The sequence below is a fragment of the Pseudarthrobacter scleromae genome, from assembly GCF_014644515.1.
GTDB lineage: Bacteria > Actinomycetota > Actinomycetes > Actinomycetales > Micrococcaceae > Arthrobacter > Arthrobacter scleromae.
This window is the reverse complement of sequence record NZ_BMKV01000001.1, coordinates 491302-514365: the sequence shown is the minus strand read 5'-3', so window position 1 is coordinate 514365 and position 23064 is coordinate 491302. Positions and strand designations below refer to the sequence as shown.

Annotated in this window: 23 protein-coding genes and 1 tRNA gene; 12 read left to right on the top strand and 12 right to left on the bottom strand. The window is 66.6% G+C overall.

What is annotated here, in order from left to right; all coding sequences use genetic code 11:
• Positions 1-2 precede the first annotated feature (2 nt).
• From rplA to IEX33_RS02415, 5 genes are all read right to left on the bottom strand, one after another.
• Complete coding sequence (gene rplA / locus IEX33_RS02435; protein ID WP_066277900.1) at positions 3-710, bottom strand: 50S ribosomal protein L1; 708 nt, start codon at positions 708-710, stop codon at positions 3-5.
• 185 nt (positions 711-895) lie between these two features.
• Complete coding sequence (gene rplK / locus IEX33_RS02430) at positions 896-1327, bottom strand: 50S ribosomal protein L11 (RefSeq protein ID WP_003803853.1); 432 nt, start codon at positions 1325-1327, stop codon at positions 896-898.
• Between the two features lie 128 nt (positions 1328-1455).
• Positions 1456-2259: a transcription termination/antitermination protein NusG gene (gene nusG / locus IEX33_RS02425; RefSeq protein ID WP_104184344.1), complete on the bottom strand. Its 804-nt coding sequence runs from the start codon at positions 2257-2259 to the stop codon at positions 1456-1458.
• A 113-nt stretch (positions 2260-2372) separates the two neighbouring features.
• Entirely contained in the window at positions 2373-2657 is a 285-nt protein-coding gene (gene secE / locus IEX33_RS02420; protein WP_104184345.1) for a preprotein translocase subunit SecE, read from the bottom strand.
• A gap of 81 nt (positions 2658-2738) precedes the next feature.
• Positions 2739-2811, bottom strand: a tRNA-Trp gene (locus IEX33_RS02415).
• A gap of 277 nt (positions 2812-3088) precedes the next feature.
• On the opposite strand from IEX33_RS02415, the gene IEX33_RS02410 reads away from it, so the two are divergent.
• Positions 3089-4306 (top strand): pyridoxal phosphate-dependent aminotransferase, encoded by a 1218-nt coding sequence (locus IEX33_RS02410; protein ID WP_188727427.1) that lies wholly within the window; start codon positions 3089-3091, stop codon positions 4304-4306.
• A gap of 180 nt (positions 4307-4486) precedes the next feature.
• Here the strand turns inward: IEX33_RS02410 and IEX33_RS02405 are convergent, their stop codons facing one another.
• Both IEX33_RS02405 and IEX33_RS02400 read right to left on the bottom strand, forming a co-directional pair.
• The gene (locus IEX33_RS02405) at positions 4487-5170 is read right to left on the bottom strand and encodes a LuxR C-terminal-related transcriptional regulator (RefSeq protein ID WP_181037973.1); all 684 of its coding nucleotides are present in this window, start codon (positions 5168-5170) and stop codon (positions 4487-4489) included.
• On the bottom strand, positions 5167-6588 hold the full coding sequence (locus tag IEX33_RS02400; RefSeq protein WP_188727424.1) for an ATP-binding protein: 1422 nt from the start codon (positions 6586-6588) through the stop codon (positions 5167-5169). The genes IEX33_RS02405 and IEX33_RS02400 overlap by 4 nt, the downstream gene beginning before the upstream one ends.
• Before the next feature lie 124 nt (positions 6589-6712).
• Here IEX33_RS02400 and IEX33_RS02395 point away from each other — a divergent pair, with 124 nt between their 5' ends.
• The 5 genes from IEX33_RS02395 (at position 6713) to IEX33_RS02375 (ending at position 10855) form a co-directional block, all read left to right on the top strand.
• Complete coding sequence (locus IEX33_RS02395; RefSeq protein ID WP_188727422.1) at positions 6713-8341, top strand: PspC domain-containing protein; 1629 nt, start codon at positions 6713-6715, stop codon at positions 8339-8341.
• A gap of 1 nt (position 8342) precedes the next feature.
• Positions 8343-8627 carry a hypothetical protein gene (locus tag IEX33_RS02390; RefSeq protein WP_229675198.1) on the top strand — a complete coding sequence of 95 codons (285 nt, stop codon included), beginning with the start codon at positions 8343-8345 and terminating at the stop codon, positions 8625-8627.
• Between the two features lie 3 nt (positions 8628-8630).
• Positions 8631-8888, top strand: coding sequence for a PspC domain-containing protein (locus IEX33_RS02385; protein WP_104184349.1), 258 nt, complete (start codon positions 8631-8633; stop codon positions 8886-8888).
• A 146-nt stretch (positions 8889-9034) separates the two neighbouring features.
• Positions 9035-10060 carry an ATP-dependent 6-phosphofructokinase gene (locus IEX33_RS02380; protein WP_104184350.1) on the top strand — a complete coding sequence of 342 codons (1026 nt, stop codon included), beginning with the start codon at positions 9035-9037 and terminating at the stop codon, positions 10058-10060.
• Positions 10061-10138: 78 nt separating this feature from the next.
• Positions 10139-10855 (top strand): GNAT family N-acetyltransferase, encoded by a 717-nt coding sequence (locus IEX33_RS02375; protein ID WP_188727420.1) that lies wholly within the window; start codon positions 10139-10141, stop codon positions 10853-10855.
• On the opposite strand, the gene IEX33_RS02370 is transcribed toward IEX33_RS02375, so the two are convergent.
• From IEX33_RS02370 to IEX33_RS02350, 5 genes are all read right to left on the bottom strand, one after another.
• Entirely contained in the window at positions 10817-12328 is a 1512-nt protein-coding gene (locus IEX33_RS02370; RefSeq protein WP_188727418.1) for a DHA2 family efflux MFS transporter permease subunit, read from the bottom strand. The genes IEX33_RS02375 and IEX33_RS02370 overlap by 39 nt on opposite strands.
• 59 nt (positions 12329-12387) lie before the next feature.
• Positions 12388-12792, bottom strand: a complete 405-nt coding sequence (locus IEX33_RS02365; RefSeq protein WP_188727417.1) for an ankyrin repeat domain-containing protein — start codon at positions 12790-12792, stop codon at positions 12388-12390.
• Positions 12789-13874: a CAF17-like 4Fe-4S cluster assembly/insertion protein YgfZ gene (gene ygfZ, locus IEX33_RS02360; protein WP_188727415.1), complete on the bottom strand. Its 1086-nt coding sequence runs from the start codon at positions 13872-13874 to the stop codon at positions 12789-12791. The genes IEX33_RS02365 and ygfZ overlap by 4 nt, the downstream gene beginning before the upstream one ends.
• Positions 13875-13973: 99 nt before the next feature.
• On the bottom strand, positions 13974-14582 hold the full coding sequence (locus IEX33_RS02355; protein WP_104998656.1) for a nitrobindin family protein: 609 nt from the start codon (positions 14580-14582) through the stop codon (positions 13974-13976).
• Between the two features lie 173 nt (positions 14583-14755).
• On the bottom strand, positions 14756-15523 hold the full coding sequence (locus IEX33_RS02350) for a permease (RefSeq protein ID WP_188727414.1): 768 nt from the start codon (positions 15521-15523) through the stop codon (positions 14756-14758).
• Positions 15524-15861: 338 nt separating this feature from the next.
• Between IEX33_RS02350 and IEX33_RS02345 the strand changes: the two genes are divergently transcribed.
• The 6 genes from IEX33_RS02345 to IEX33_RS02320 all read left to right on the top strand — a co-directional run bounded on the left by IEX33_RS02345 (position 15862) and on the right by IEX33_RS02320 (position 23034).
• A complete protein-coding gene (locus tag IEX33_RS02345) occupies positions 15862-16560 on the top strand; it encodes a winged helix-turn-helix transcriptional regulator (RefSeq protein ID WP_066277942.1) in 699 nt (232 codons plus the stop codon).
• A 33-nt stretch (positions 16561-16593) separates the two neighbouring features.
• Positions 16594-17565 carry a mycothiol synthase gene (gene mshD, locus IEX33_RS02340; RefSeq protein WP_188727412.1) on the top strand — a complete coding sequence of 324 codons (972 nt, stop codon included), beginning with the start codon at positions 16594-16596 and terminating at the stop codon, positions 17563-17565.
• 131 nt (positions 17566-17696) lie between these two features.
• Positions 17697-19946, top strand: coding sequence for an RNA degradosome polyphosphate kinase (locus IEX33_RS02335; protein ID WP_188727410.1), 2250 nt, complete (start codon positions 17697-17699; stop codon positions 19944-19946).
• Positions 19947-19957: 11 nt separating this feature from the next.
• On the top strand, positions 19958-20926 hold the full coding sequence (locus IEX33_RS02330) for an NUDIX hydrolase (RefSeq protein ID WP_188727409.1): 969 nt from the start codon (positions 19958-19960) through the stop codon (positions 20924-20926).
• 81 nt (positions 20927-21007) lie between these two features.
• On the top strand, positions 21008-22639 hold the full coding sequence (locus IEX33_RS02325; protein ID WP_229675197.1) for a hypothetical protein: 1632 nt from the start codon (positions 21008-21010) through the stop codon (positions 22637-22639).
• Positions 22636-23034, top strand: coding sequence for a GntR family transcriptional regulator (locus IEX33_RS02320; protein WP_188727407.1), 399 nt, complete (start codon positions 22636-22638; stop codon positions 23032-23034). Before IEX33_RS02325 ends, IEX33_RS02320 begins: the two co-directional genes overlap by 4 nt.
• Positions 23035-23064 lie beyond the last annotated feature (30 nt).

The following is a 23064-nucleotide window of genomic DNA, read 5'->3' as shown; positions in this document are numbered from 1 at the left end:
ATTTAGGCCTCGGTCAGAACCTTGGTGACGTTCGGGTCGACGGAGATGCCGGGACCGAAGGTGGTGGCAACCGTGGCCTTCTGGATGTAGCGGCCCTTGGAAGCGGACGGCTTCAGGCGAAGCACCTCTTCCAGTGCTGCTGCGTAGTTCTCGGCCAGCTTGACGGCGTCGAAGGAGACCTTGCCGATGATGAAGTGCAGGTTGGAGTGCTTGTCGACGCGGAAGTCGATCTTTCCACCCTTGATGTCGTTGACGGCCTTGGTGACGTCGGGGGTCACGGTGCCCGTCTTCGGGTTCGGCATCAGGTTACGCGGGCCCAGGACCTTACCGAGGCGGCCAACCTTACCCATGAGGTCAGGGGTGGCGACGGCGGCGTCGAAGTCGGTCCAGCCGGCTGCGATCTTTTCGATCAGGTCATCGGAACCAACGAAGTCGGCGCCGGCTGCGATTGCTGCCTCAGCCTTGTCGCCGGTAGCGAAGACCAGGACGCGGGAAACCTTACCGGTGCCGTGGGGCAGGTTGACGGTGCCGCGGACCATCTGGTCAGCCTTGCGGGGGTCGACGCCGAGGCGGAATGCAACCTCAACGGTGGCGTCGAACTTGGACGGGTTGGTGTCCTTGGCGAGGGTCACTGCCTCGAACGGCGCGTAGAACTTCTCCGCGTCGATCTTGGCGGCTGCTGCCTCATATGCTTTGCTGCGCTTTGCCATGCTGCTTATTTCTCCTTGTGCAGTTGTGGTCTGCGGACCGCGCTGGGCCCTGCCACAGTTGGTGGGCGGGCTCGTTATCCGTGCCCGTTTCCCAACATTTCAGTTTTGGTGGTGCCGGTGTCCCGGCGGTGCCGCCCGTCGTCGTACCCGTATTCCCGGGCACAACTCTAAAGCGGCGGAAGCGGCTAGCCTTCGACGGTGATGCCCATGGAGCGGGCGGTGCCGGCGATGATCTTTGCTGCGCCTTCGAGGCTCGTGGCGTTGAGGTCTTCCATCTTGGTGGAGGCGATCTCGTTGACCTGGGCCTGGGTCAGCTTGGCAACCTTGACGGTGTGCGGGGTTGCTGAACCCTTGGCGACGCCTGCAGCCTTCTTGATGAGCTCTGCAGCCGGCGGGGTCTTGGTGATGAACGTGAAGGAACGGTCCTCGTAGACCGTGATTTCCACGGGGATGACGTTTCCGCGCTGGGCTTCCGTCGCAGCGTTGTACGCCTTGCAGAATTCCATGATGTTGACACCGTGCTGGCCAAGCGCAGGACCGATCGGCGGGGCCGGGTTAGCGGCACCTGCCTGGATCTGCAGCTTGATGAGGCCGGTGACCTTCTTCTTGGGAGCCAATGTAGGGTCCTTCTCTCAATAACGTCCTGGGGCACAGGAGCGTGCCTCAGGTTTGTGGCCGCCATGGCAAGGCGGCCGGCCGTTCCGGTGCTGCTAAGCGGGCAGCCCCGGGACGAAATCTTGGGTGGCTAGATCTTGGTGACCTGGTTGAACGCCAGGGTAACCGGCGTTTCGCGCTCGAAGATGGACACGAGCACCACGAGGGTCTGGGATTCGACCTTGATCTCGGAGATCGTGGCGGGAAGGGTCTCGAACGGGCCTTCCTTGACGATGACGGACTCGCCAACCTCGAAGTCAACGTCCACGGGGGCCTGGTTCTGCTTGTTGACCGGTTTGCCCTTCTCGGCCTGCTCTTCCTCGAAGACGGGAGCAAGCATGGAGAAGACCTCGTCCAGGCGAAGCGGCACGGGGTTGTGGGCGTTGCCCACGAAGCCGGTGACACCCGGGGTGTGGCGGACGGCGCCCCACGAGGCGTCCGTGAGGTCCATGCGGACCAGCACGTAGCCGGGGATGCGGACGCGGTTGATGACCTTGCGCTGAGCATTCTTGATCTCAACGACTTCTTCCATGGGCACCTGGATTTCGAAGATGTAATCTTCCATGTCCAGGGTCTGGATGCGGGTTTCCAGGTTGGCCTTCACGCGGTTTTCGTAACCGGCGTAGGAGTGGATGACGTACCAGTCACCTTCCTGGCGGCGCAGCTTGGCCTTGAACTCCTCGGCGGGGTCAACGTCTGCTTTAGCGGCGGCAGCGGCGAGGGCGTCAGCGGACTCCTCTTCGGAGCCGGCGTCTGCCTCGGCGTCAAAGTCGGAACCGGCATCCTCGGATTCGGGCGCGGAGGAATCAACCTCAGACTCGTCACCGGCTTCTGCCGTGACGTCCGCGGACTCTTCCAGCTCAGTCTCGGTTACCTCGAGCTCCTGCTCAGACACTTGGTCTCCTGCTTCCTCATTGCCTAACATGCCTATTTAAATGGCTCAATTCCGCACACCGGCGTTCCGTCCGGGAATCCCGGAGGAATACGCGGCCTGCGGACCGTGCAGCGTTAGCTGTCCGTGGTGCCGGTCCCGCCGAAGACCCAGCCGACGGCGGTTCCAAAACCGATGTCCAGCAGGCTGACGATGACCATCATGATGCCCACGAACACCAGCACCACGAGCGTGTAATTGATCAGTTCCTTGCGGGTGGGTGCAACAACCTTCTTCAGTTCGCCGATGATCTGGCGGACGAAGAGTGCAATGCGGGCGAAGAAGTTTGCCTTGGCGTCCTTCTTAGCTGGGCGGCCCTTGGAGCTGCTGGCAGCTGTTTCGGTCACCTGGTCCTCGCTCATCTTTGCAATGTTGGATTACCCGGCCCTGAACAGAACCATGGTTGCTGCGCTTGCCCCGGATTTTCGCCCGGGGCGCTTGCGCAGGGCAGACAGGACTCGAACCTGCAACCTGCGGTTTTGGAGACCGCTGCGCTACCAATTGCGCCACTACCCTATGGAGTGAATTCCACTCTCTGACAACGAGCCGCCTGTTTGAACTGGGGCGCACGTCATCATCCGTGTTTCAACACCGGTGAACCAGTCTACGCAACAACTTCGCGTTCGTCGAACCGGCCCATTTCCGGCCCTCACCTGATGGCCTGCCTGACATTTGACCGGGAAACAGTCACAAATCAAAACCGGCAACCCGGAGGGTCCGGTGAACAGCATAGAGTAGAACTCGTCGAATCCCACATTCCAGCCCCAGGCTGCAAGCGAAGAACGGACCTGCCATGTCTGCCGCCCGCGTTTCCCAGCGCATTTCCGCAATTGCCGAATCCGCAACCCTCGCCGTTGACGCCAAGGCGAAGGCGCTGAAGGCAGCGGGCCGGCCGGTTATTGGGTTTGGTGCGGGCGAGCCGGACTTCCCCACGCCGGACTACATCGTCCAGGCGGCCATTGAAGCTGCCGGCCAGCCGAAGTACCACCGCTACTCCCCTGCCGGCGGATTGCCGGAACTGAAGAAGGCCATCGCCGAGAAGACGCTGCGCGATTCCGGCTATGCAGTGGACGCCTCCCAGGTCCTGGTAACTAACGGCGGCAAGCAGGCCGTGTACAACACCTTCGCCACCCTGGTTGATCCGGGCGATGAGGTTATTGTCCCCACCCCGTTCTGGACCACCTACCCGGAGGCCATCCGCCTGGCCGGCGGTGTGCCCGTGGAGGTCTTTGCGGGCCCTGAGCAGGACTACCTGGTGACTGTGGAACAGCTCGAAGCAGCCGTTACGGACAGGACGAAGATCCTGTTGTTCGTGTCGCCGTCCAACCCCACCGGCTCTGTCTACTCGCCGGAGCAGGTGGCGGAGATCGGCAAGTGGGCAGCGTCCAAGGGCCTCTGGGTGGTCACGGACGAGATCTACGAGCACCTGACATACGACGGCGTTCCCTTCACCTCGATCGCCACCGCGGCGCCGGAACTGGGCGACAAAGTGGTCATCCTGAACGGTGTTGCCAAGACCTATGCCATGACGGGCTGGCGGGTGGGCTGGATGATCGGTCCGGCCGACGTCATCAAGGCCGCCACCAACCTTCAGTCTCATGCCACGTCCAACGTCTCCAACATCATGCAGATCGCCGCCCTCGCCGCGGTCTCCGGCCCGCTGACGGCTGTTGATGAGATGAAGGTGGCCTTCGACCGCCGCCGCAAGGCGATCGTTGCGGGCCTGAACGCCATCGACGGCGTGGAATGCCCGACGCCGAAGGGCGCCTTTTACGTCTACGCGGACGTCCGCGCGCTGCTGGGCAAGGAATTCCCGACGGCGTCCGGCACCGCCACTCCGCAGACCTCCGCTGAACTGGCTGCACTGATCCTGGACGAGGTTGAGGTGGCCGTGGTTCCGGGTGAGGCCTTTGGCCCGTCCGGCTACCTGCGCCTTTCCTACGCCCTCGGCGACGAGGACCTGGCGACCGGCGTGCAGCGGCTGCAGGACTTCCTGGGCAACGCCCAGTAGGACGCTCTCTCACCTAACGCAGGAATTCCCTAAACGCTCTATCACTCCCTTCACGGTGAGTGATAGAGCGTTTGGCGTTAAGGCGCATCAAGTGAGAGAGCGTTTGGCGTTAAGGCGCATCAAGTGATAGAGCGTTTGAGTTTAAGGCGCATCAAGTGAGAGAGCGTTTGGGGTGCCGGGTCAGAGGAGGCGGCGTTCGGCGGCCCACTTGGTCAGCTCGTGGCGGCTGGAAAGCTGCAGCTTCCGCAGCACCGCTGATACATGGGTTTCCACCGTCTTGATGCTGATGAACAGCTCCTTGGCCACTTCCTTGTAGCTGTAGCCGCGGGCGATGAGGCGCATGACCTCGAGTTCCCGCGCGGACAGCCTGTCCAGTTCGTCGTCGGCGATGTCCGCGGGGGCGGTACCAAAAGCGTCCAGGACAAAGCCTGCAAGCCGGGGCGAGAAGACCGCGTCCCCGCCGGCAACCCGGTACACGGCGTCCGTGATTTCCGCCCCCGAGATGGTCTTGGTGACGTAGCCGCGTGCTCCCGCCCGGATTACCGCCACAACGTCCTCGGCCGCGTCCGAGACGCTGAGGGCCAGGAACTTGGTGGCAGGGAGCAGGGCTGCGGAACCGGCGATGACCTCACGGCCCCCGCCGCCCAGGCCGCCGGGCAGGTGGACGTCCAGCAGGACCACGTCCGGGCGCTGCTGTGCTATGACGGCGATGGCCTGTTCCACCGTGGCCGCTTCGCCCACCACATGGATACTGGGGTCCAGGTCCGCTTTCAGGCCCGAGCGGAAGATCGCGTGGTCGTCGACAATGACCACCCTGGCGGACCTGGCGGCCGGATCCGAACCCGGTCCCTGCGTTGTGTTCATGGCTTGCCTTCCGTGCTGTCCTGTGGGGCGGCGGGAAAGCCCAGCCGCACCTCCGTGCCTTCGCTGCTGCTGGTGATTGCCGCTGTACCGCCGTGGCGGTTCATGCGGCCGATGATGGATTCCCTGACCCCGAGCCTGTCCTCCGGCACATGCTGCAGGTCGAAGCCGGGGCCGCGGTCCTTGATGAACACCTCGGCACGGCCGCCGGATGCCTCCAGGTAGACCGAAACGGTCCCGCCACCGTGGCGGGAGGCGTTGAGCATGGCTTCCCGGCTGGCCTGGATCAGCGCTTCATGGCCCTCCGTGACGGCAGTGTCCCCCACGCAGACCACCTCGACGGCGTTGCCCAGCAGGTCCTCCACCTCGGCGGCCACGGCCTTGATCCGGTCCGACAGCTGCCCGGCGTCCTTGCCGGGATCCGCGAAAAGCCAGCCCCGCAGCTCCCGTTCCTGGGCGCGGGCCAGCCGGACGACGTCGTGCTCGCTGGCCGCCCGACGCTGGATCAGGGCCAGCGTCTGCAGCACCGAGTCATGGAGGTGGGCGGCAATCTCGGCCCGTTCAGTCTCCCGGATCCTGCCGGCCCGTTCCGCCTCCAGGTCGCGCCAGAACTTCAGCGCCCACGGCAGCAGGACCAGCACCACGCCGCCGAGGACAGCAACCGAGGCCAGCAGCGCCAGCCAGGTCTGCTCCCAGGACCCGGAGCCGGACACCATCACCAGGACACCGGCCACCACCAGCGCCAGGCCCGCAGCAAGCCGGGCCCAGCCCCCTGCCTGGTCCGCCTTGGTTTTGTCCACGAGCCCCGCCCGCCGGGTCTCATCCAGTTGCATCCAGGCAATGGAGGCGCCGCCGAGCACTGCCGCTGCGGGTATCAGTGTCCCCAGTGGCACATCCACGCCCAGCAGTTGGGCGATCAGGATGCCCGCCACGAGCAGCAGCCCGGCCCCGAGCAGGATTTCCTTGCCGTAGCGCATCTCCCGGAACCGGAACCAGGGCGGCCGGACGGGCTCGGACACGGACGCTGCGGCGTCCCCCTGGGCCGGGTATCCAAGGCCGCGTGGCGAGGCAGTATCCGTCCGAAGGCCGCCATAGGGCGCGTTGGGCGAAACGATCCCGCCGCCTGCCGGCGCCACTGTCCAGGGCACGGCGGCCGGCGCAGTCTCCCGGCTGACAGCCGGTGCAATGGGCGACGACGGCCGGCGCGCCTGGCGCCGGGCGCTCTCGTCAGCCGTGGGGACCATGATCCACAACCAGGCATAGAAGACGACGCCGGCCCCGCCGGCCAGCGAGGCAAGGACCATTGCCACCCGCACGTGGACCACGGGCACGCCCAGGTGGGCGGCGAGGCCGGAGCACACGCCTGCGATGAAGCGGTCGCTGCTGCGGACCAGCGGGAGGCGTGTGGGGACGGTTGTCATGGATCAATCCAAGCACGGATCAGGGTTTAACCGCCCGCAATCCGGCCGGATCCGGGGTCCTCTCAGGGGCTGTTCAGGGTGTCCCCCAGTAGAGCCGAGGATCCTCAAGCGGAAGGATTGAAGCATGAACTCGCAAACCCCCACCCCTGACGACGGCCACCCGACGGAGCCCCTCCCCAAACGGGAAAACGAAAACCCCACCAAGCCCCTCCCGCCGGCTGACTCCCCATCGGCGCCTTCCCCCTCACCTGCTCCCCCGTCGGCGTCGGACCGGAATCCGGAGCACGAAGACGAGGACGGCCCCGCTCCCGGATCCATGCGGGATGACGCGGCGTACGACGGCGCCGGCTCGGCTCATGCCGGGCAGCCGGCCGGAGCGTACCCGGGCCAGGGCAGCCCCGGCCCGGGCAGCGCAAGCCAGGGGGCAGGCAGCTACCCCTATGCCGGAGCACCCAACCAGCAGACCGACTTCTTCGGCTGGGTGCGCAGCCATGGGATCACCCGCGGCCAGGACCGCTGGATCGGCGGCGTCTCCAGCGGCATTGCCCGGCGCCTGGGCATCGACCCGCTGATCGTCCGCGGCGTCTTCATCGTGATGACCCTTTTCGCCGGCATAGGTGTACTTTTCTACGGTCTGGCATGGGCCTTCCTGCCAGAGCCCGATGGAAGGATCCATGTCCAGGAAGCCGGCGCAGGCCGGTGGACCAGCGGCATGACCGGTTCCCTGATCGCCGTCATCCTGGGCTTCAGCGGACTGGGCGGCGACTTCTGGGGCTGGAGCAACCACGGTTTCGGCGCCTTCCTCTGGACCCTCTTCTGGGTTGGCGGCGCCATCTACCTGGTCTACTACCTCGCGCAGCGTAACAAAGCAGCGGTGGGCACGCCGGCGGGTGCAGCCGCACCCGGCGCCACCTCCTACCCGGGCAACCCATACCCCGGCACCACCATGCACTCTGGCGCAGCCTCCACGGCAACGGCGCCCCCGTACTCGGACGTTGCAGGGACCGGCCCATTTACCGGCAGCCCCTACGGCGCCGGCGGCTCCGGCAGCGGCGGCTGGGACAACAAAGGCGCCGGCAGCACCTGGCAGCCGCAGGGTCCTCCGCCGGCACCCAAGGTGCGCCCCTCAGGTCCCGGTGCCCCCGCCGTCGCGATCGCTGCCGGCAGCGCACTGATTGTCGGCGCGGGTTTGAAAGCCCTGGACGTCACCAACATCATCGACCTCGGTGACTCCACGAACGCCATCGCCTGGGCCAGCGCGGCGGCGGTCCTGGGCCTCGCAATCCTCATTCTGGGCTTCCGCGGCCGCACCTCGGGCATCCTGTCGTTCTTTGCGGTGGCAGCCCTCATCACGGGAGGAATCTTCAACGTGGTGGGCAACAACGGCGAGCGCGTCCGATTCCAGGAAGTTGACTGGGCACCCACGAGCATCCAGCAGGCAAGCGAGGGGCTGAACATCACGGCGGGACGCGGAACCGTTGACCTCACCGGGCTCGCCCTGGACGCCCCCCTCGAGTCCGAGGTGCTTGTCCCCCTCGATTTCACCGCCAGCAACGTCACGGTGGTGATCCCCGACTCCGTGCCCGTGGACATCCGCGCCGATATGACCCTGGGCAACCTCACGGAAGGCGGAAGCCAGCGCGGCGGGACAACCACACGCGAAAGCAGCTACAACACCGACAAGCCCGGCAGCCCACTGATCATCGAGATCGACGGCACCGTCAGCAACGTCACCATCAAGGAAGGTAACTGACATGAGCAGCCAGACACCGGCGCCGGACCCGTACATCCCCGGGAGCTCCGCGGCGGCACGCACCGACACCGTCCCTCCCTCCGGGGCGCGGGTGGGAACCATCGTATGGGGCCTGCTCGTGCTCGCCCTGGCAGCCCTGATCATCATCGCCCAGCTCGGAATCGTCACCCTCAACGGGACCTACGTCCTGATCGGACTCATGATCGGGGCGGGAGCGGCCCTGGTGGTCGGAGGTCTCCTCTCCGCCAGGAAAAGTGACAACGACACCACAACACGGAAGTCTTGAACCATGGATAAATTCTTCAGCATCGTCAGGGGCCTGGGCCTGAAACGCGGACCCCAGCGCATCCTGGGAGGCGTCCTGGGAGGGATCGCGGCAAAACTGAACGTGGACGTGGCCTACGTCCGCATTGCCTTCCTCCTCTTTGCCCTCCTTCCCGGCCCCGCCTTCGTTTTCTACCTCGTGGCCTGGGTAATCCTGCCGGACCAGCGGAACGTCATCCCGCTGCAGTCGTTCCTCGACAGGCGTTCACTGAACCGCCCATGAGAAACGGCCACACCGGGCCCCGCTCCCTCGGAGCGGGGCCCTTCGTGTAACCAGTTTGTGTCGTACCGCACACACCACACTAGACTCTATGTGAGCTCAGCGTGGCGCTCTGCCTGTAAACCCTCTCCCCAGGATTTGAGCGAGACATGAAAATTGGAATCCTTACCAGCGGTGGCGACTGCCCCGGACTGAATGCGGTGATCCGCGGAGCAGTCCTCAAGGGAATTGCCATCCACGGCCACGAGTTCGTCGGTTTCCTCGACGGCTGGCGCGGCGTTGTTGAGGGCGACATCATCGACATCCCCCGGACCATGGTCCGCGGCATTGCCAAGCAGGGCGGCACCATCCTGGGTACCTCCCGCACCAACCCGTTCGAAAACGGCGGCGGCCCCGAGGTCATCAAGGCCCACATGGAGCGCCTGGGCATCGATGCCATCATCGCGATCGGCGGTGAGGGCACGCTGGCGGCAGCCAAGCGGCTTACCGACGCCGGGCTGAAGATCGTCGGTGTCCCCAAGACCGTTGACAACGACCTCGACGCCACCGACTACACCTTCGGTTTCGACACCGCCGTGCAGATCGCCACCGAGGCCATCGACCGGCTCCGGACTACCGGAGAATCGCACCACCGCTGCATGATCGCCGAAGTCATGGGCCGGCACGTCGGCTGGATCGCCCTGCACGCCGGTATGGCTGCAGGTGCCCACGCCATCCTCATTCCGGAACAGAAAGTCAGCATCGAGCAGATCACCGAGTGGGTAAACGAGGCCCATGCCCGTGGCCGTGCGCCGCTGGTGGTCGTGGCTGAGGGGTTCGTTCCCGAGCACATGGAAACCCCGCATTCCGAGCGCGGCCTGGACACCTTCGGCCGGCCCCGCCTGGGCGGCATCGCAGACCAGCTGGCCCCTGAACTGGAAGCCCGGACCGGCATTGAAACCCGGGCCACCATCCTGGGCCACATCCAGCGCGGCGGCGTGCCGTCCGCCTTCGACCGTGTCCTGGCCACCCGGCTGGGCATGGCGGCCATCGACTCGGTGGTTGAGGGCTACTGGGGCACCATGGTGGCGCTCAAGGGAACGGACATTGAGCACGTGGGCTTTCAGGAAGCGCTGGGCAAGCTGAAGACCGTCCCGCAGAACCGCTACGACGAAGCTGCCGTCCTGTTCGGCTGAGCCGACCTACACCCCTGAAGTGCCGGCGGCCGATGTGTCCTGTCCAACGGGACCGGTTGCCCGTCCTAGGCTGGGAGCATGACACTCGACCCCGGTTCGGCCGCCATCATCCAGCTTGCGTGGGCCCGGCGCCTGGGGCTGGATGATGACGCCTTCAGCTCCGCCCTGGCCTCCGGGGAACGCATAGTCCGTGCAGACGAGTCGGCGCGGACCGTCGAGTTCGTCCGGCTGTTCGGCAGCTCGGCGCTGGTGGGACCGCAATGGGTCATTGATGCCGCGGCCGCCCTCCCGGACGAGGAAATGGCGCAGCACGTCACCCTGCTGACCCTCACCAGGTCGCACGGCGGGCACGGTCTGGGGGCAGCCGCACTTTTTTTTGCGGACGACCTGCCCCTGAGGCAGCCGCCGGAGGAAATGACCGTCTCGCACGGCAACGCCGAAGCGATCGAGCTTGAGGGCCGGTGCCCGCCCGACGACGTCAACGAAGTGGGCCTTTCAGACCTGGAGAACCGCTACACCATCGTCCATGAACTGGAGGGGCGCCGGGTGCCCCTGGCCTGCGGGGCATACACGGAGTGGGAAGGTCTACTGGCGCATCTTGGCGTCCTGGTGGACCCTGAGTGGCGCCGGCGCGGACTGGGCTCCCTGGCAGCCTCGATCGCCGCCCACGAGGCCCTTGCGGCGGGGCTGACCCTCCAGTGGCGGACGGACGTCAGCAATACCGGTTCCCTGGCGCTGGCCCGGAAGCTGGGCTTGTCAGCCGGCGGAATCCAGACCAGCGTCCAACTTGGCTGACCCCGGCACGCCCCAGCCCTGAACCGGCTGCGGCTTGGCGAAGAACAGCGCCACCGCCGCGCCTGCCAGGATGACCCCGGCAGGCAGGAGCATGGACTGGCCCATCGCCGTCGAAAAACCGCCGTGGAGGGCCTCAGGCAGGCCTCCGGACAGGGCCAGGCCCTCGGCCGCTGCCCCGCCGGGGCCACCGGCCGGAAGCTCCACGGCCAGCCGCGCCTGGATCAGCACCGCAATGGCTGCGCTGCCCAGCACGGCGCCGATCTGCCGCGTGGTGTTGTAGACGCCGGACCCGGCCCCGGCCTGCCGCGGGGGAAGGTTGCGGGTGGCGGTGGTGCTCAGCGGAGCCCAGATGCCTGCGTTGGCGAATCCCATGATGGCGCTGGGCAGGAGGAACAGCAGGATGGGGGTGTCCGGCTGCATCAGGGCCGAGTTCCAGAGCAGGGCCACGGCCATCAGCACCAGGCCGGCGGCGGCGATGAACTTCGGGTTGACCCTGTCGATGATCTTCCCCACCACCGGCGCCAGGCCGCCCGAGATCAGTGCCATAGGCACCATCATCAGCGCCGACTGGGTGGGCGTGAGGCCGCGGACCAGCTGGTAGTAGAAGATGAGCGGCAGGCTGAACGCGGTCACGGTGAAGCCAACGGTGGTGATTCCGATGTTGGCCAGTGAGAAGTTGCGGTCCCGGAAGAGCGCCAGCGGCAGCAGCGGCTCGCCTTTGTTGAACCGTTGCCAGACCACAAAAAGCCCCAGCACGGCAAGGCCCGCGATGATCAGGCCCCACACCGTGACAGGCCCGGCGATGGTGCCCCAGTTGTAGCTTTCGCCCTCCTGGATGCCGAACACCAGAAGGAAAAGTCCGACGGCGCTCAGCACCACGCCGGGAATGTCGAACCGGTGCGGGTGGGTGCTCAGGGCCGGTACGTTGCGCAGGGCGAGGATAAAGCCGGCGATTCCGATGGGGACGTTGATGAAGAAGATCCATTCCCAGCCGAGTCCGTCCACCAGGACGCCGCCCAGGATGGGGCCCACGAGGGTGGCCAGGCCGGCGGTGGCACCCCAGATCGCCATGGCCGCGCCCCGCCTGTCCGGCGGAAAAATGCGGGTGATGACTGCCATGGTCTGCGGCGTCATCATGGCGGCGCCGAGCCCCTGCAGCACCCGGGCCGCGATGAGTGTCTCCACGTCGCCGGACAGCCCGCACCACAGCGATGCCATGGTGAAGACCACCAGGCCTGAGAGGTACAGCTTCTTGGGGCCGAAGCGGTCGCCCAGCCTGCCGGTGATGAGCAGGGGGACCGCATAGGCCAGGAGGTAGGCGCTGGTGACCCAGATGACCGAGTTGATGTCCGCGTCAAGGCCCTCCATAATCCGCGGGTTCGCCACGGACACAATGGTGGTGTCGACCAGGATCATAAAGAACCCGATCACCAGGGACCACAGGGCCGGCCAGGGTTTTGCGACGTTTTCCACGGTCATCCTTCGTCAGGTGGTTGCTGCCGGGCGGGACCGGGTGAACGGCTGGGTCCCGCCTAGGCCAGAAGGTCCAGGATCTCCTGGCGGGCGAACATCTGGGCAGCGGCTCGGGCCGACGGCGCGCCGGCGTCCGGGTCGGCGCCGGCATCCAGCAGGACCCGGGCCACATCGGTGTAGCCCTTGAACGCCGCTCCCGCGAGCGGAGTCTGGCCGCGGTCATTGGCGGTGCCGGGCTCGGCGCCGCGTTCCAGGATGAGCTGCACGGTCTCCGCGTGCCCGTGGTAGGCGGCCAGCATGAGGAGGGAATCCCCTGCCGAATTGGTCAGGGTGGCGGGAGCGCCGGCGTCCAGGTAGGCACGGAGCAGCGCCGTGTCCCCCTCCCGGGCAGCTTGGAAGAGCGTGTGCGCCAAAGCAAGCGCGTCGTCGTCGGGCACTGGATCAGGCTGTACGTTGTCCGTCATGGTCGTGGCCCCCTGAGGAATCCGGTCTGGCGCCCCACCACCTGGCCGGCGTCGGGGGCAACGATGAGTTCCTGCACGGCAGGGTATGGCTCGTCGCCGTCCAGGACCGTCAGTATTTCATCCGGGGCGACCGAACGTTTTATGACTGCCAGTGCAACCGGGCCCATCTCGAAATGCTGGACCACGGACGTCACCGCCCCCACTTTGCGTTCCCCCGCCAGGACCGGGCTGCCGGCCTCGGGCAGGGTGTGCTGGGATCCGTCCAGCTGGAGGAACACGAGGCGGCGGGGCGGGTGGCCGAGGTTGTGCACCCGCGCTATGGTTTCCTGGCCCTTGTAGCAGCCCTTGGCCAGGTGCACCGCGGTCCGGAGCAGGTCAAGTTCGTGCGGGATGGTCTTGTCGTCCGTTTCCGCCCCGATCCGGGGGCGCCAGGCTGCCACGCGCAGCGCTTCGGCGGCAAGGACGCCCGCAAGGGGACGCCCCGCAACCGTCTCCTCCAGGTCGTCGGCCGGAACGAGGTATTCGAACCACGGGCGGTCAAGCCCGGGGTGGTTGGCCTCAGGGACGGTCGCATAAGAGTAGCCGCCTGCTCCCACGTGCGGCCACGGGTCCTGCCAAGCCAGCAGGCTGGACCACTCCGGGACAGCTTTGGTGCTGCCAACAACGGCCCAGTCCGCGGAAACATCGGCGATCTCCACCCGCAGCATGAACTTCATCCTGTTAAGGAACTCCGCGAGGGGTGCGGCCTCGGCAGCTTCGACGATCAGCCACGTGGTGGCGCCGTCGTCAATGACCCGCGCGTCGAAATCAATCCTGCCCTGCACGCTCAGGAGGAGGAGTTCACTGGATTCATTCGGCTGCAGGCCGGCGACCTGCTGCGAGGAAAGGGTGTTGAGCCAGCCCAGGCGGTCCGGACCGGTCACGGAGACAACGCCGCGGTGGGAGAGGTCGACGACGGCGGTTCCGGCCGCGAGGGCGCGCTGCTCGCGCAGGGGCTCACCGTAGTGGGCGGCAACGCCGGCGTCCGCGCCGGCCGCCTCAACGGCGCCAGGGCGCGACAGCAGGGGGCTGGGAGTAGTCATATGTAGTAGAAGTCCTTGGGGCTCGGCGGTATTCCGGATTTTCATGGCCGGAGTGGATCCGGGCCGCCTGCGTCTTTCATGCCGAAGGACCGGGAGGAGTCAGGAAACCTTTTTCAGGAAGGCCGAGGCATGCGCTTCCAGGCCTTTGCCTTCCTTGCCGCCAACAGCAACATCCCAGCGCCACAGGAGGTTGCCGTCCACCAGGCCGAAGATGCGGGTGGCGGCGCTGTAGTCCTTGGAATGGCTGCCGCGCATCACCATATCCGTGGTGAGCTGGATCTGCGGGCCCTTGATCTGCCCGTAGTACAGCTCGGAAATGCCCCCGGGGTGGGAGATGGACACCGAGATGTCGAACCCGCCCTCGCTGTTGCGCAGGGCCTCTACCTCGTCCGCGCTCTTCAGCGCCGGAACGATGTCCGCGGGGATCAGGCCGGGGCCGCCGTCGGCATCAAGCTGTTTACGCTCCAGCGCCCAAAAGCCTGTCTCGACAGTGAGCGGCCGCAGGCGCGTGCCGTCGTCGTCCGTCAGCCAGCTTTCCGCACGGTACTGAAGGTACGGCAGCCCGTTGTGCGTGAAGGACACATGCTGCAGGAAGTGCTCCGAGTCCTCGTCACCGCTGCCGAGGCGGCCGCGGCCCTCCCACTCACCAATGAGCCAGGAAAGCGGGACGAGTTCTGGAGTCAGGTCTGTAGGAATCTCAATGGGCACAGCGACTACCTCTGGACATCGGCTAGCTCCGGAAAAAGGCGTCTACTTCTGGCCCTTGAAGAGGCGGTAGACCACGAATCCGGCAAACCAGGCCATGGCGAGGCTGGCGATGCCGAGCAGGACAAGGAAGAAGATTTCAAAAGCAAGTACGGACATGATGCCATCCTAACGCGTTAGTAGATGAGGAGTTTGTCTATGAAGTAGGCAAGGGAACCCACCGCCGAGACAGGGGCAAGGCCCATGCTAAGCGCAGCGGGGATGTTCAGGGGCGCACCCCGCAGGGTGGCCAGTCGCCGGAAGCTCGCCAGCACCGCGCCCACCACCACGCCGAAGATGGCTGCCGGCAGGACGGCGATATCCGAGAGCACCAGCCCGGCGAGCGGTCCCGCAAGGCCTGCCATCACAATGCCCAGGGGCGCCACGACGCTGTCCGGCCAGCGGATCAGCCCGGCCAGCAGCGCAACTGCGGCGCTGATGGCCGCCACCAGGAGCATCTCCCGGACGCCGTTGAACCGTGCCCCGGCTATCCAGCCGGAACCCAGGCAGGCGAGCAGCACACCCGCGCAGCAGCCCAGGGTGGATTCCAGTCGCTGGGCCTGCCCTGTTCCGCGGAGCAGCTGCACGATGAACACGGCCATCATGCCCAGGGCAATGAACGCCGGGGTCCAGTCCAGGTAGCCGGGGGCAGGGGCCAGGCCGGCAGCAACCGCTGCCCCGGCCCCTGGCACGGCAATCACGGCGGCCAGGGTCTTCTTGGCGGGAATCCGAAGGAAGTGCGGCCACCCGATGCCGACGGCGGCGGCCATGGCAACAGCAACGGCCACGAGGACTTCACGGGAGGTGTAGACGCCGGCGATGATCGCAGCGAGGCCGGCCATCCCCACGACGCCGATAGTCCATGAGCCCAACGACCGCGCCGGTGCCTGCAGCTCCGCGGTCATGCGGAGCCCGGCCTGGATTTAGTTTCTGCACTCACTGCGCTGCAATCCCATCCTGGCGTCGACCTGGAAGGGCGGGGCCGCCCTTCGCGGAGGGCGTCGGGGCCCTGGCTCAATCCTGCCTTATGTGAACGGGATATGTCGCAAAACGTCCCTTTATCCGGGCCGGATCCGTGGCTCCGGAGAGGCCTGCGGGTATACTCAAAGCTCAGCTAAGCTCACTGCTGAGGTGGCAGGCCGGCTCTTTTCCGCTGGCCCAACGCCGGAGCAGGAAGCCAGTACCGGCCGGTGAAAACCCGGTTCAGTCGCCCAATGATGCGCGGACGGCCCATGGAGGAACAATGTCGCACATCCTGCTCTTGACGAACAGCACTGGCTCTTCGGTGGACATCCTGCCTGCCCTGGAATTGCTGAACCACCGGGTCCACATCCTTCCCGCCGAGCCCACTGCCCTGCTGGAGACCGATCCGTGCGACATTGTGCTGCTGGATGCCCGGAAAGACCTGGTGGGCGCCCGTTCGCTCACCCAGCTGCTCAAAGCCACCGGCCTCAGCGCGCCCCTGGTCCTGATCCTGACCGAGGGCGGCATGGCGGCCGTTTCCTCCGCATGGGCCGTGGATGACATCGTGCTCGACTCGGCAGGCCCGGCCGAGGTGGAGGCCCGCATCAGGCTGTCCGTTGCCCGGGCCGTCCCGGACCATGAGGACGCGCCGACGGAGATCCGCGCTGCCGGCGTCGTCATCGACGAGGCAAGCTACACCGCCCGCGTGAACGGTGCACCGCTGAACCTGACCTTCAAGGAATTCGAGCTGCTCAAGTACCTGGCGCAGCACCCCGGCCGCGTTTTCACCCGGCAGCAGCTGCTCACCGAGGTGTGGGGCTATGACTACTACGGAGGCACCCGCACCGTGGACGTCCACGTCAGGCGCCTGCGGGCGAAGCTCGGTGCCGACCATGAGAACCTCATCAGCACCGTGCGCAACGTTGGCTACCGCCTTACCCTGGTCCGCCAGCAGGAAGACGAGCTCACCGAGGCCTGAGCACCCTTGCGGCTTCCCGTATAGCCTTGCCTCATGACTCCAGCGCATCCTGAGAAGTGGCCCGTCCATACAGAACGGGGCGCTGTTGACCAGCAGCTCCTGAGGGACTGCCGGAACCTCCTGGCAGCGGCAGAAGAATCTGACGGCAACCCCTCCATTTCTGAACAGACCCTGGTGACCATGCGCACCGGCGGATCGGCCGGGCAGTCACCGCTGACCCTGGCGCTGTATGCCCCGGACGAGGACTCCGACCCGGCCACCGGCCAGGACCTGGCCGGATTCGCTGTGGTGGTGGAGGAACCCGACGGCACCGGCGTGCTTGAGATCGCTGTCCATCCCAGCTACCGGAACCAGGGTGTGGCGGACCGCCTGGTGGGTGCGCTCAATGGCAGCCGCGGGCTGGAGGGGCTGAAGGCGTGGTCCCACGGCAACCATGAGGCCGCAGCAGACCTGGCCGCCCGGTATGGGTTCGGCCCGGTCCGTGAACTGTGGAAGATGAGGATGACGACGGCGGGGGCGGACCTTCCCGAGGCCGCCCTTCCGGAGGGCGTGTCCCTCCGGACCTTCGTGCCCGGCCAGGATGAGGACGCGTGGCTGGCGGCGAACCGGGCCGCTTTTGCGCACCATCCTGAACAGGGCAGCCTCACCCGGGCCGATCTCGAGGCGCGGATGGCCGAGGACTGGTTCGACCCCTCGGGTTTCCTCCTGGCCGAGGACGGGCAGGGCCGGCTGTTGGGCTTCCATTGGACCAAAGTCCATCCGAAGCACGGCCCGCACCCGGCCATCGGCGAGGTCTACGCGGTGGGCGTGGCGCCGGAAGCCCAGGGCATGGGACTGGGCAAGGCCCTCACGGTTGCCGGTATCCGGCACCTCCAGGAGCTGGGGCTGCACGCCGTCATGCTGTACACCGACGCCGACAACGCAGCTGCTGTGTCGCTGTACCGGAGCCTGGGCTTCACCCGCTGGGACATGGACGTCATGTACGGACAGGTGGCTGCTGTTTAGTCCAGCAGGCTGACATACGGTCTCCCGTGCGGGAAATGCACGGCCTTCGGCGTACTGATTGCTTGTAAGGTTGAAGCAGAACCCGCGCAGGCCGGAAGCGCCAGCATCAACCGCCAGGTAAAGGAGATGCCATGAACCCGGAACCTTCCGGAGCAGTCACGTCCCAGGACGTCGCAGTGCCGGTCCGCGCCCGCTTCGGCTCCTCGGAAGTCCCCGCCTCGCGCGCCACCCAGGACCGTATCGATATCCCGGAGTTTGCGCCAAACCTGCAGCCGGAGGGCGACATCCGCCCGGACCGGTTCCTGGACCGTGAACTGAGCTGGCTCAGCTTCAACTCCCGCGTCCTGGAACTGGCGGAGGACCCCACACTCCACTTGCTTGAGCGCGTCAGCTTCCTGTCGATCTTTGCTTCCAACCTGGACGAGTTCTTCATGGTCCGGGTGGCTGGCCTGAAACGGCGCATCGCCACCGGCCTCGCAGTTCCCTCCCCCGCGGGCCTGAGCCCTGTTGAGGTGCTGGAGAGGATCAGCGGCGAAGCACACCGGCTCCAGCAGCGGCACGCGCAGGTCTGGGCCGAGCAGATCCGTCCGGCGCTGGCCTACGAACACATCCACCTCATGCACTGGGACGAGCTGGACGACGCGGCGCAGGAACAGCTGAGCGTGATCTTCCGCGAGAAGGTGTTCCCCATCCTCACGCCCCTGGCGGTGGACCCGGCGCACCCCTTCCCCTACATTTCCGGCCTCTCGCTGAACCTTGCCGTGGTGGTACGCAACCCTGTGAGCGACAAGGAACTCTTCGCCCGCGTCAAGGTGCCGGACCAGCTGCCGCGCCTGATGTCCATCGACGGTCCGCGCGCCGGCGCCGTGGCCGGACGGGTGGCGCGCTTCATTGCGCTTGAGGAAGTCATCGCCGTCCATCTGGACAAGCTGTTCCCCGGGATGGAGGTCCTGGAGCACCACAGCTTCCGCGTCACCCGGAACGAGGACGTGGAGGTGGAAGAGGACGACGCCGAAAACCTCCTCCAGGCCCTCGAGAAGGAGCTCCTGCGCCGCCGGTTCGGCCCGCCCGTCCGGCTGGAGGTCACCAACGACATCAACCCGAACATCCGCGCGCTGCTGATCCGCGAGCTCGGCGTCGAGGAATCCGAGGTCTATTCCGTCCCGGCCCCCCTGGACCTCCGGGGACTCTCCGTGATCGCCGGCATTGACCGCGCCGACCTTCACTACCCGAAGCACGTTCCGCATACGTCGCGGTACCTGAACGAGTCTGAGACGTCCAAGGCCGCCAACGTGTTCGCCGCCATGCGCCGCCGGGACATCCTGCTCCACCACCCCTATGACTCGTTTTCCACCTCTGTGCAGGCGTTCCTGGAACAGGCCGCCGCCGACCCCAAGGTCCAGGCCATCAAGCAGACCCTGTACCGCACGTCCGGCGACTCCCCCATCGTCGACGCCCTGATCGACGCAGCCGAGGCCGGAAAGCAGGTCCTGGCCCTGGTGGAGATCAAGGCCCGGTTCGATGAGCAGGCGAACATCTCCTGGGCCCGGAAGCTGGAACAGGCCGGCGTGCACGTGGTGTACGGCATTGTTGGCCTCAAGACGCACTGCAAGCTCTCGCTCGTGGTGCGCCAGGAGGTTGACGGGCTGCGGCGCTACTGCCACATCGGCACAGGCAACTACCACCCCCGCACCGCCCGCTACTACGAGGACCTGGGCCTCCTGACCGCCAACGAGCAGGTGGGCGAGGACCTGTCCAAGCTCTTCAACCAGCTCTCCGGCTACGCGCCCAAGTCCACGTTCAAGAGACTGCTGGTGGCGCCGCGTTCCGTCCGTTCAGGGCTGATCGACCGGATTGAGACCGAAATCCGCAATGCCCGCGCGGGAATCCCCGGCCTTGTGCAGATCAAGGTCAACTCCATGGTGGACGAGGCCATCATCGATTCCCTCTACCGCGCCTCGCAGGCGGGAGTAAAGGTTGACGTGGTGGTCCGCGGTATCTGCTCGCTCCGCCCCGGGGTGCCCGGGCTCAGCGACAACATCACCGTCCGGTCCATCCTGGGCAGGTTCTTGGAGCACTCCCGGGTGTTCGCCTTCGCCAACGGCGGGGATCCCGTGGTGTACATCGGCTCGGCGGACATGATGCACCGCAACCTTGACCGCAGGGTGGAGGCCCTGGTCCAGCTGTCCAGCATCGACGACATCAACTACGTCCTTGACCTGCTGCGGCGCTACATGGCCCCCGAAGCCTCCAGCTGGCACCTGGACAAGGAAGGCGTCTGGACCCGGCACCACCTCTCCGACGACGGCAAGCCCCTTGAGGATGTCCAGTCCTGGCTGCTGGCGTCCCGCCCCCGGCAGCGCAGCCTGAGCCGGCGTTAAGGGCTCCTGTTTTGTCGAGCGATGCACTCGTAGCAGACCAGACAGACCACCCGGGGGAACCAGTAGCCGTTACGGCTGCCGGCGCCGTGCCGTGGCGCGTGGTCAAGGACAAGCTTGAAGTCCTGCTGATCCACCGGCCGCGCTACGACGACTGGTCCTGGCCCAAGGGCAAGATCGACGACGGCGAAACCATCCCCGAGTGCGCGGTCAGGGAGGTCCAGGAGGAAATCGGGCTCACCGCCCAACTGGGCATTCCGCTGCCGCCCATCCACTACCACGTGGCCTCCGGCCTCAAAGTGGTCTATTACTGGGCCGTCAAGGCTAACGGGGCAAGGCTCCTTCCCGACGGCAAGGAGGTGGACAGCATCATGTGGTGCGCCCCCGAAAAGGCCGCTTCGCTGCTGTCCAACCCCTCCGACGTCGTGCCGCTGCAGTACCTGCAGGAAGCCCACGGGCGCGGGCACCTGGACACGTGGCCGCTCCTGGTGCTCCGCCATGCCAAGGCAAAACCGCGCTCCTCCTGGAGCAAGGCCGAAGGCGAGCGGCCCCTGGCCGCCACGGGGACACGGCAGGCGCAGGCGGTAAGCCGGCTCCTGCACGCCTGGAAACCGCTTCGGGTGGTGACCAGCCCCTGGCTGCGGTGCGCCGCAACCGTCGCACCGTACGCCAAGGTGGTTGGTGCCAAGGTGAAGCTCGCCGAGGCGCTGACCGAGCACCGGCACGCCCGCAGCCCGAAGAAGACGGCCGCCGTCATTGAAGCCCTTTTCGACAAGCAGCGCGCGGTGGCTGTCTGCACGCACCGCCCGGCACTGCCCACCGTGTTCGGGCAGCTCGCGGAGCACATGCCGCAGCACCTGAGGGCACTCCTGCCGGGGAAGGAGCCCTACCTGTCCCCCGGCGAGCTGGTGGTGTGCCATGTGGCTCCCGGCGGTAAGCGGCGGATCGTGGCGGTGGAGCAGTTCAAGCCTTTTGACGACTAGGAACGGCCCTGCCGTTGCGCTTGACCCCCGGCGCTTTGTATCAAAGACTTAGTACATTGATGCACAATTCTGGGGGATGACGTGCCGTTTACCGATGCAGCTCTTTTCAGCAATGTTCCGCCCATGGCCGTGGTGTGGCCCTTTCTGCTGGCGGCCGGCAGCTACCTCCTGCTTCGGTGGGTCATCTGGGGACCGGGCAGCGGGTCCGCTGCCACTGCCTCCCAGCACGCATTCTGGGTGGGGATCATGGGGTGGCTGGCCAGCTCCCTCCAACCGGCCGGAAACGCCGGCATCCTTCACGTCAATCCGGTCTCGCAGCCGCTTATCAGCACCGCAGCCATCGTGCCCGCCCTAGCCTGGCCGGTACTCGGGTGCCTGGCCGTGCACGCCATCGGCCAGCTGAGTTATCCCGGCCCCCGGCTCCGCCGGCGCCAGGCGGACCTGGAAGTGCGGCGGGTCCGGGACTTCCTGCCCCGGCCACTCGCCTGGACCGTCCTTGCGGTGTTTGCAGGGACCGCCCTGCAGATCGGCTGGATGGCCACGCTTCCCGGCTACGATCCGGTCCCCTACCGCTCCCTCCCCGACCCCGTCCACACCTATGTGACGTCTGGCGGCGACGGCCGGGTCCCCGGCATCGAACTGGCTTCCTACCTCGGCCCTGCCCTCCTTGTCCTGGCAGTGGGAACCTGGCTGGTGCTGGTGCTGATCACGCGGCGCCGCCGGCTTGAGGCGCTGGACACCGAGGAGAACAACCTCCTCAGGACCATTGCCATGAACAGGTTGCTCCGGACCGTGGCCACCATAGCCTCGGGCCTGGCGGCCATCGCGGGCAACCACGCAGCACGGCCCGATCCTTCCCTTGTTGCCGGCGGATGGATCAACGCGGCCGGGGCGGTAAACCTCGCAATCCTGCTGGCCATGTGGTGGTGGGCGCCGCCCAAGCTCCCCGCGGTCCAGGCAGACGGCGGCGGGCCGGAACCCCGTGAACCGGCAGCGGCCTCCCACCCCGCCGCCCGGCTCTGCATGTCCCTGGGCGCAGCCCTGGGGCTTGCCGCTTTTGTCCCCGTCCTGGTGGCGGTGATCATTCCGGGGGCCGTGACGGGGCATCCCGCCCTGGTGGTGGCCATGGCCGCCGCGCCCGTCCTGCTGGTCACGGCCGCAGGGGAACTGCTGATCCAGCGCAACTACGGAACCCACGAAGCGCCGCGGGAGTGGCCGCGGCAGCCCGTCAGCCCGGCCCTGCTCACCACCGGCATCGCAGCCCTCACCATACTGGCCGCAGCCGTCGTCGTGACTGCCTCCGTCCAACCGGACCTTGGCATCCTGCCGACGTGGGCTCCAACCCTGTGGGCGTGCGCTGCCGTGGCGCTCCTCGCAGGCGTCCCCCTGGCTGCCGCGAAAAGCCGGGAAGGCATTCCGACGACGGTCCCCGGGCTGGACGCCGCGCTTCGCGCCATCACCGTGCACAGGGTGGTCCGGACGCTTGCGGCCTGTTTCATGGTGCAGGCCGGGGTGCTGCTGCTGTCAGCGGGGCCGGACATACAGCGGGCACTGGACCTGGAACCTGCCTCCTGGGCTTGGGCCTGGGATGCGGCCCCCTTCACCGGTGTGCTGTTGTGCACTGCGGGGATCGTCATTGCCGTGATTCCCGTGCGCAGCTTCGCCCGCACCACAGCCTCAGGCCGCACTTCTGCGAAGGAACCGGCCACTTGAGTGCCGGGATTACCGTGGACCTGCGCTCCCCAACACCTCCCTACGAACAAATACGCTCGCAAATCAGCTCCCTGATCGCGTTGGGTGCACTCGCCCCAGGGAGCCGCCTGCCTACTGTCCGCAGCCTCGCGGCCGACCTTGGCATCGCAGCGGGCACCGTTGCCCGGGCCTACAAGGAGCTGGAGGCTGCCGGGCTCGTGGATTCCCGGCGGCGGGGCGGGACAGTCGTTGCCGCACCAGCCGCCGGAAGGCCGGGCAGCCGCGGGACGGTGCCCGTCCCTGCATCGGTGCAGGCCGCCGTCGACCATTACATCGCAGCCGGCCGGGCAGCCCACCTGAGCGACGAAGTTCTGCTGGATGTGTTGCGCGGCAAGCTGGGAAGGGACGCAACGTAATGCAAACACGCAGCCGCCCGGTGATGTCCC

Excerpts from the sequence above, each read along its gene's own strand:
- rplA (WP_066277900.1), bottom strand. The coding sequence starts at position 710 with ATGGCAAAGCGCAGCAAAGCATATGAGGCAGCAGCCGCCAAGATCGAC.
- secE (WP_104184345.1), bottom strand. The coding sequence starts at position 2,657 with ATGAGCGAGGACCAGGTGACCGAAACAGCTGCCAGCAGCTCCAAGGGC.
- IEX33_RS02410 (WP_188727427.1), top strand. The coding sequence starts at position 3,089 with ATGTCTGCCGCCCGCGTTTCCCAGCGCATTTCCGCAATTGCCGAATCC.
- IEX33_RS02405 (WP_181037973.1), bottom strand. The coding sequence starts at position 5,170 with ATGAACACAACGCAGGGACCGGGTTCGGATCCGGCCGCCAGGTCCGCC.
- IEX33_RS02400 (WP_188727424.1), bottom strand. The coding sequence starts at position 6,588 with ATGACAACCGTCCCCACACGCCTCCCGCTGGTCCGCAGCAGCGACCGC.
- IEX33_RS02395 (WP_188727422.1), top strand. The coding sequence starts at position 6,713 with ATGAACTCGCAAACCCCCACCCCTGACGACGGCCACCCGACGGAGCCC.
- IEX33_RS02390 (WP_229675198.1), top strand. The coding sequence starts at position 8,343 with ATGAGCAGCCAGACACCGGCGCCGGACCCGTACATCCCCGGGAGCTCC.
- IEX33_RS02385 (WP_104184349.1), top strand. The coding sequence starts at position 8,631 with ATGGATAAATTCTTCAGCATCGTCAGGGGCCTGGGCCTGAAACGCGGA.
- IEX33_RS02380 (WP_104184350.1), top strand. The coding sequence starts at position 9,035 with ATGAAAATTGGAATCCTTACCAGCGGTGGCGACTGCCCCGGACTGAAT.
- IEX33_RS02375 (WP_188727420.1), top strand. The coding sequence starts at position 10,139 with ATGACACTCGACCCCGGTTCGGCCGCCATCATCCAGCTTGCGTGGGCC.
- IEX33_RS02365 (WP_188727417.1), bottom strand. The coding sequence starts at position 12,792 with ATGACGGACAACGTACAGCCTGATCCAGTGCCCGACGACGACGCGCTT.
- ygfZ (WP_188727415.1), bottom strand. The coding sequence starts at position 13,874 with ATGACTACTCCCAGCCCCCTGCTGTCGCGCCCTGGCGCCGTTGAGGCG.
- IEX33_RS02350 (WP_188727414.1), bottom strand. The coding sequence starts at position 15,523 with ATGACCGCGGAGCTGCAGGCACCGGCGCGGTCGTTGGGCTCATGGACT.
- IEX33_RS02345 (WP_066277942.1), top strand. The coding sequence starts at position 15,862 with ATGTCGCACATCCTGCTCTTGACGAACAGCACTGGCTCTTCGGTGGAC.
- mshD (WP_188727412.1), top strand. The coding sequence starts at position 16,594 with ATGACTCCAGCGCATCCTGAGAAGTGGCCCGTCCATACAGAACGGGGC.
- IEX33_RS02335 (WP_188727410.1), top strand. The coding sequence starts at position 17,697 with ATGAACCCGGAACCTTCCGGAGCAGTCACGTCCCAGGACGTCGCAGTG.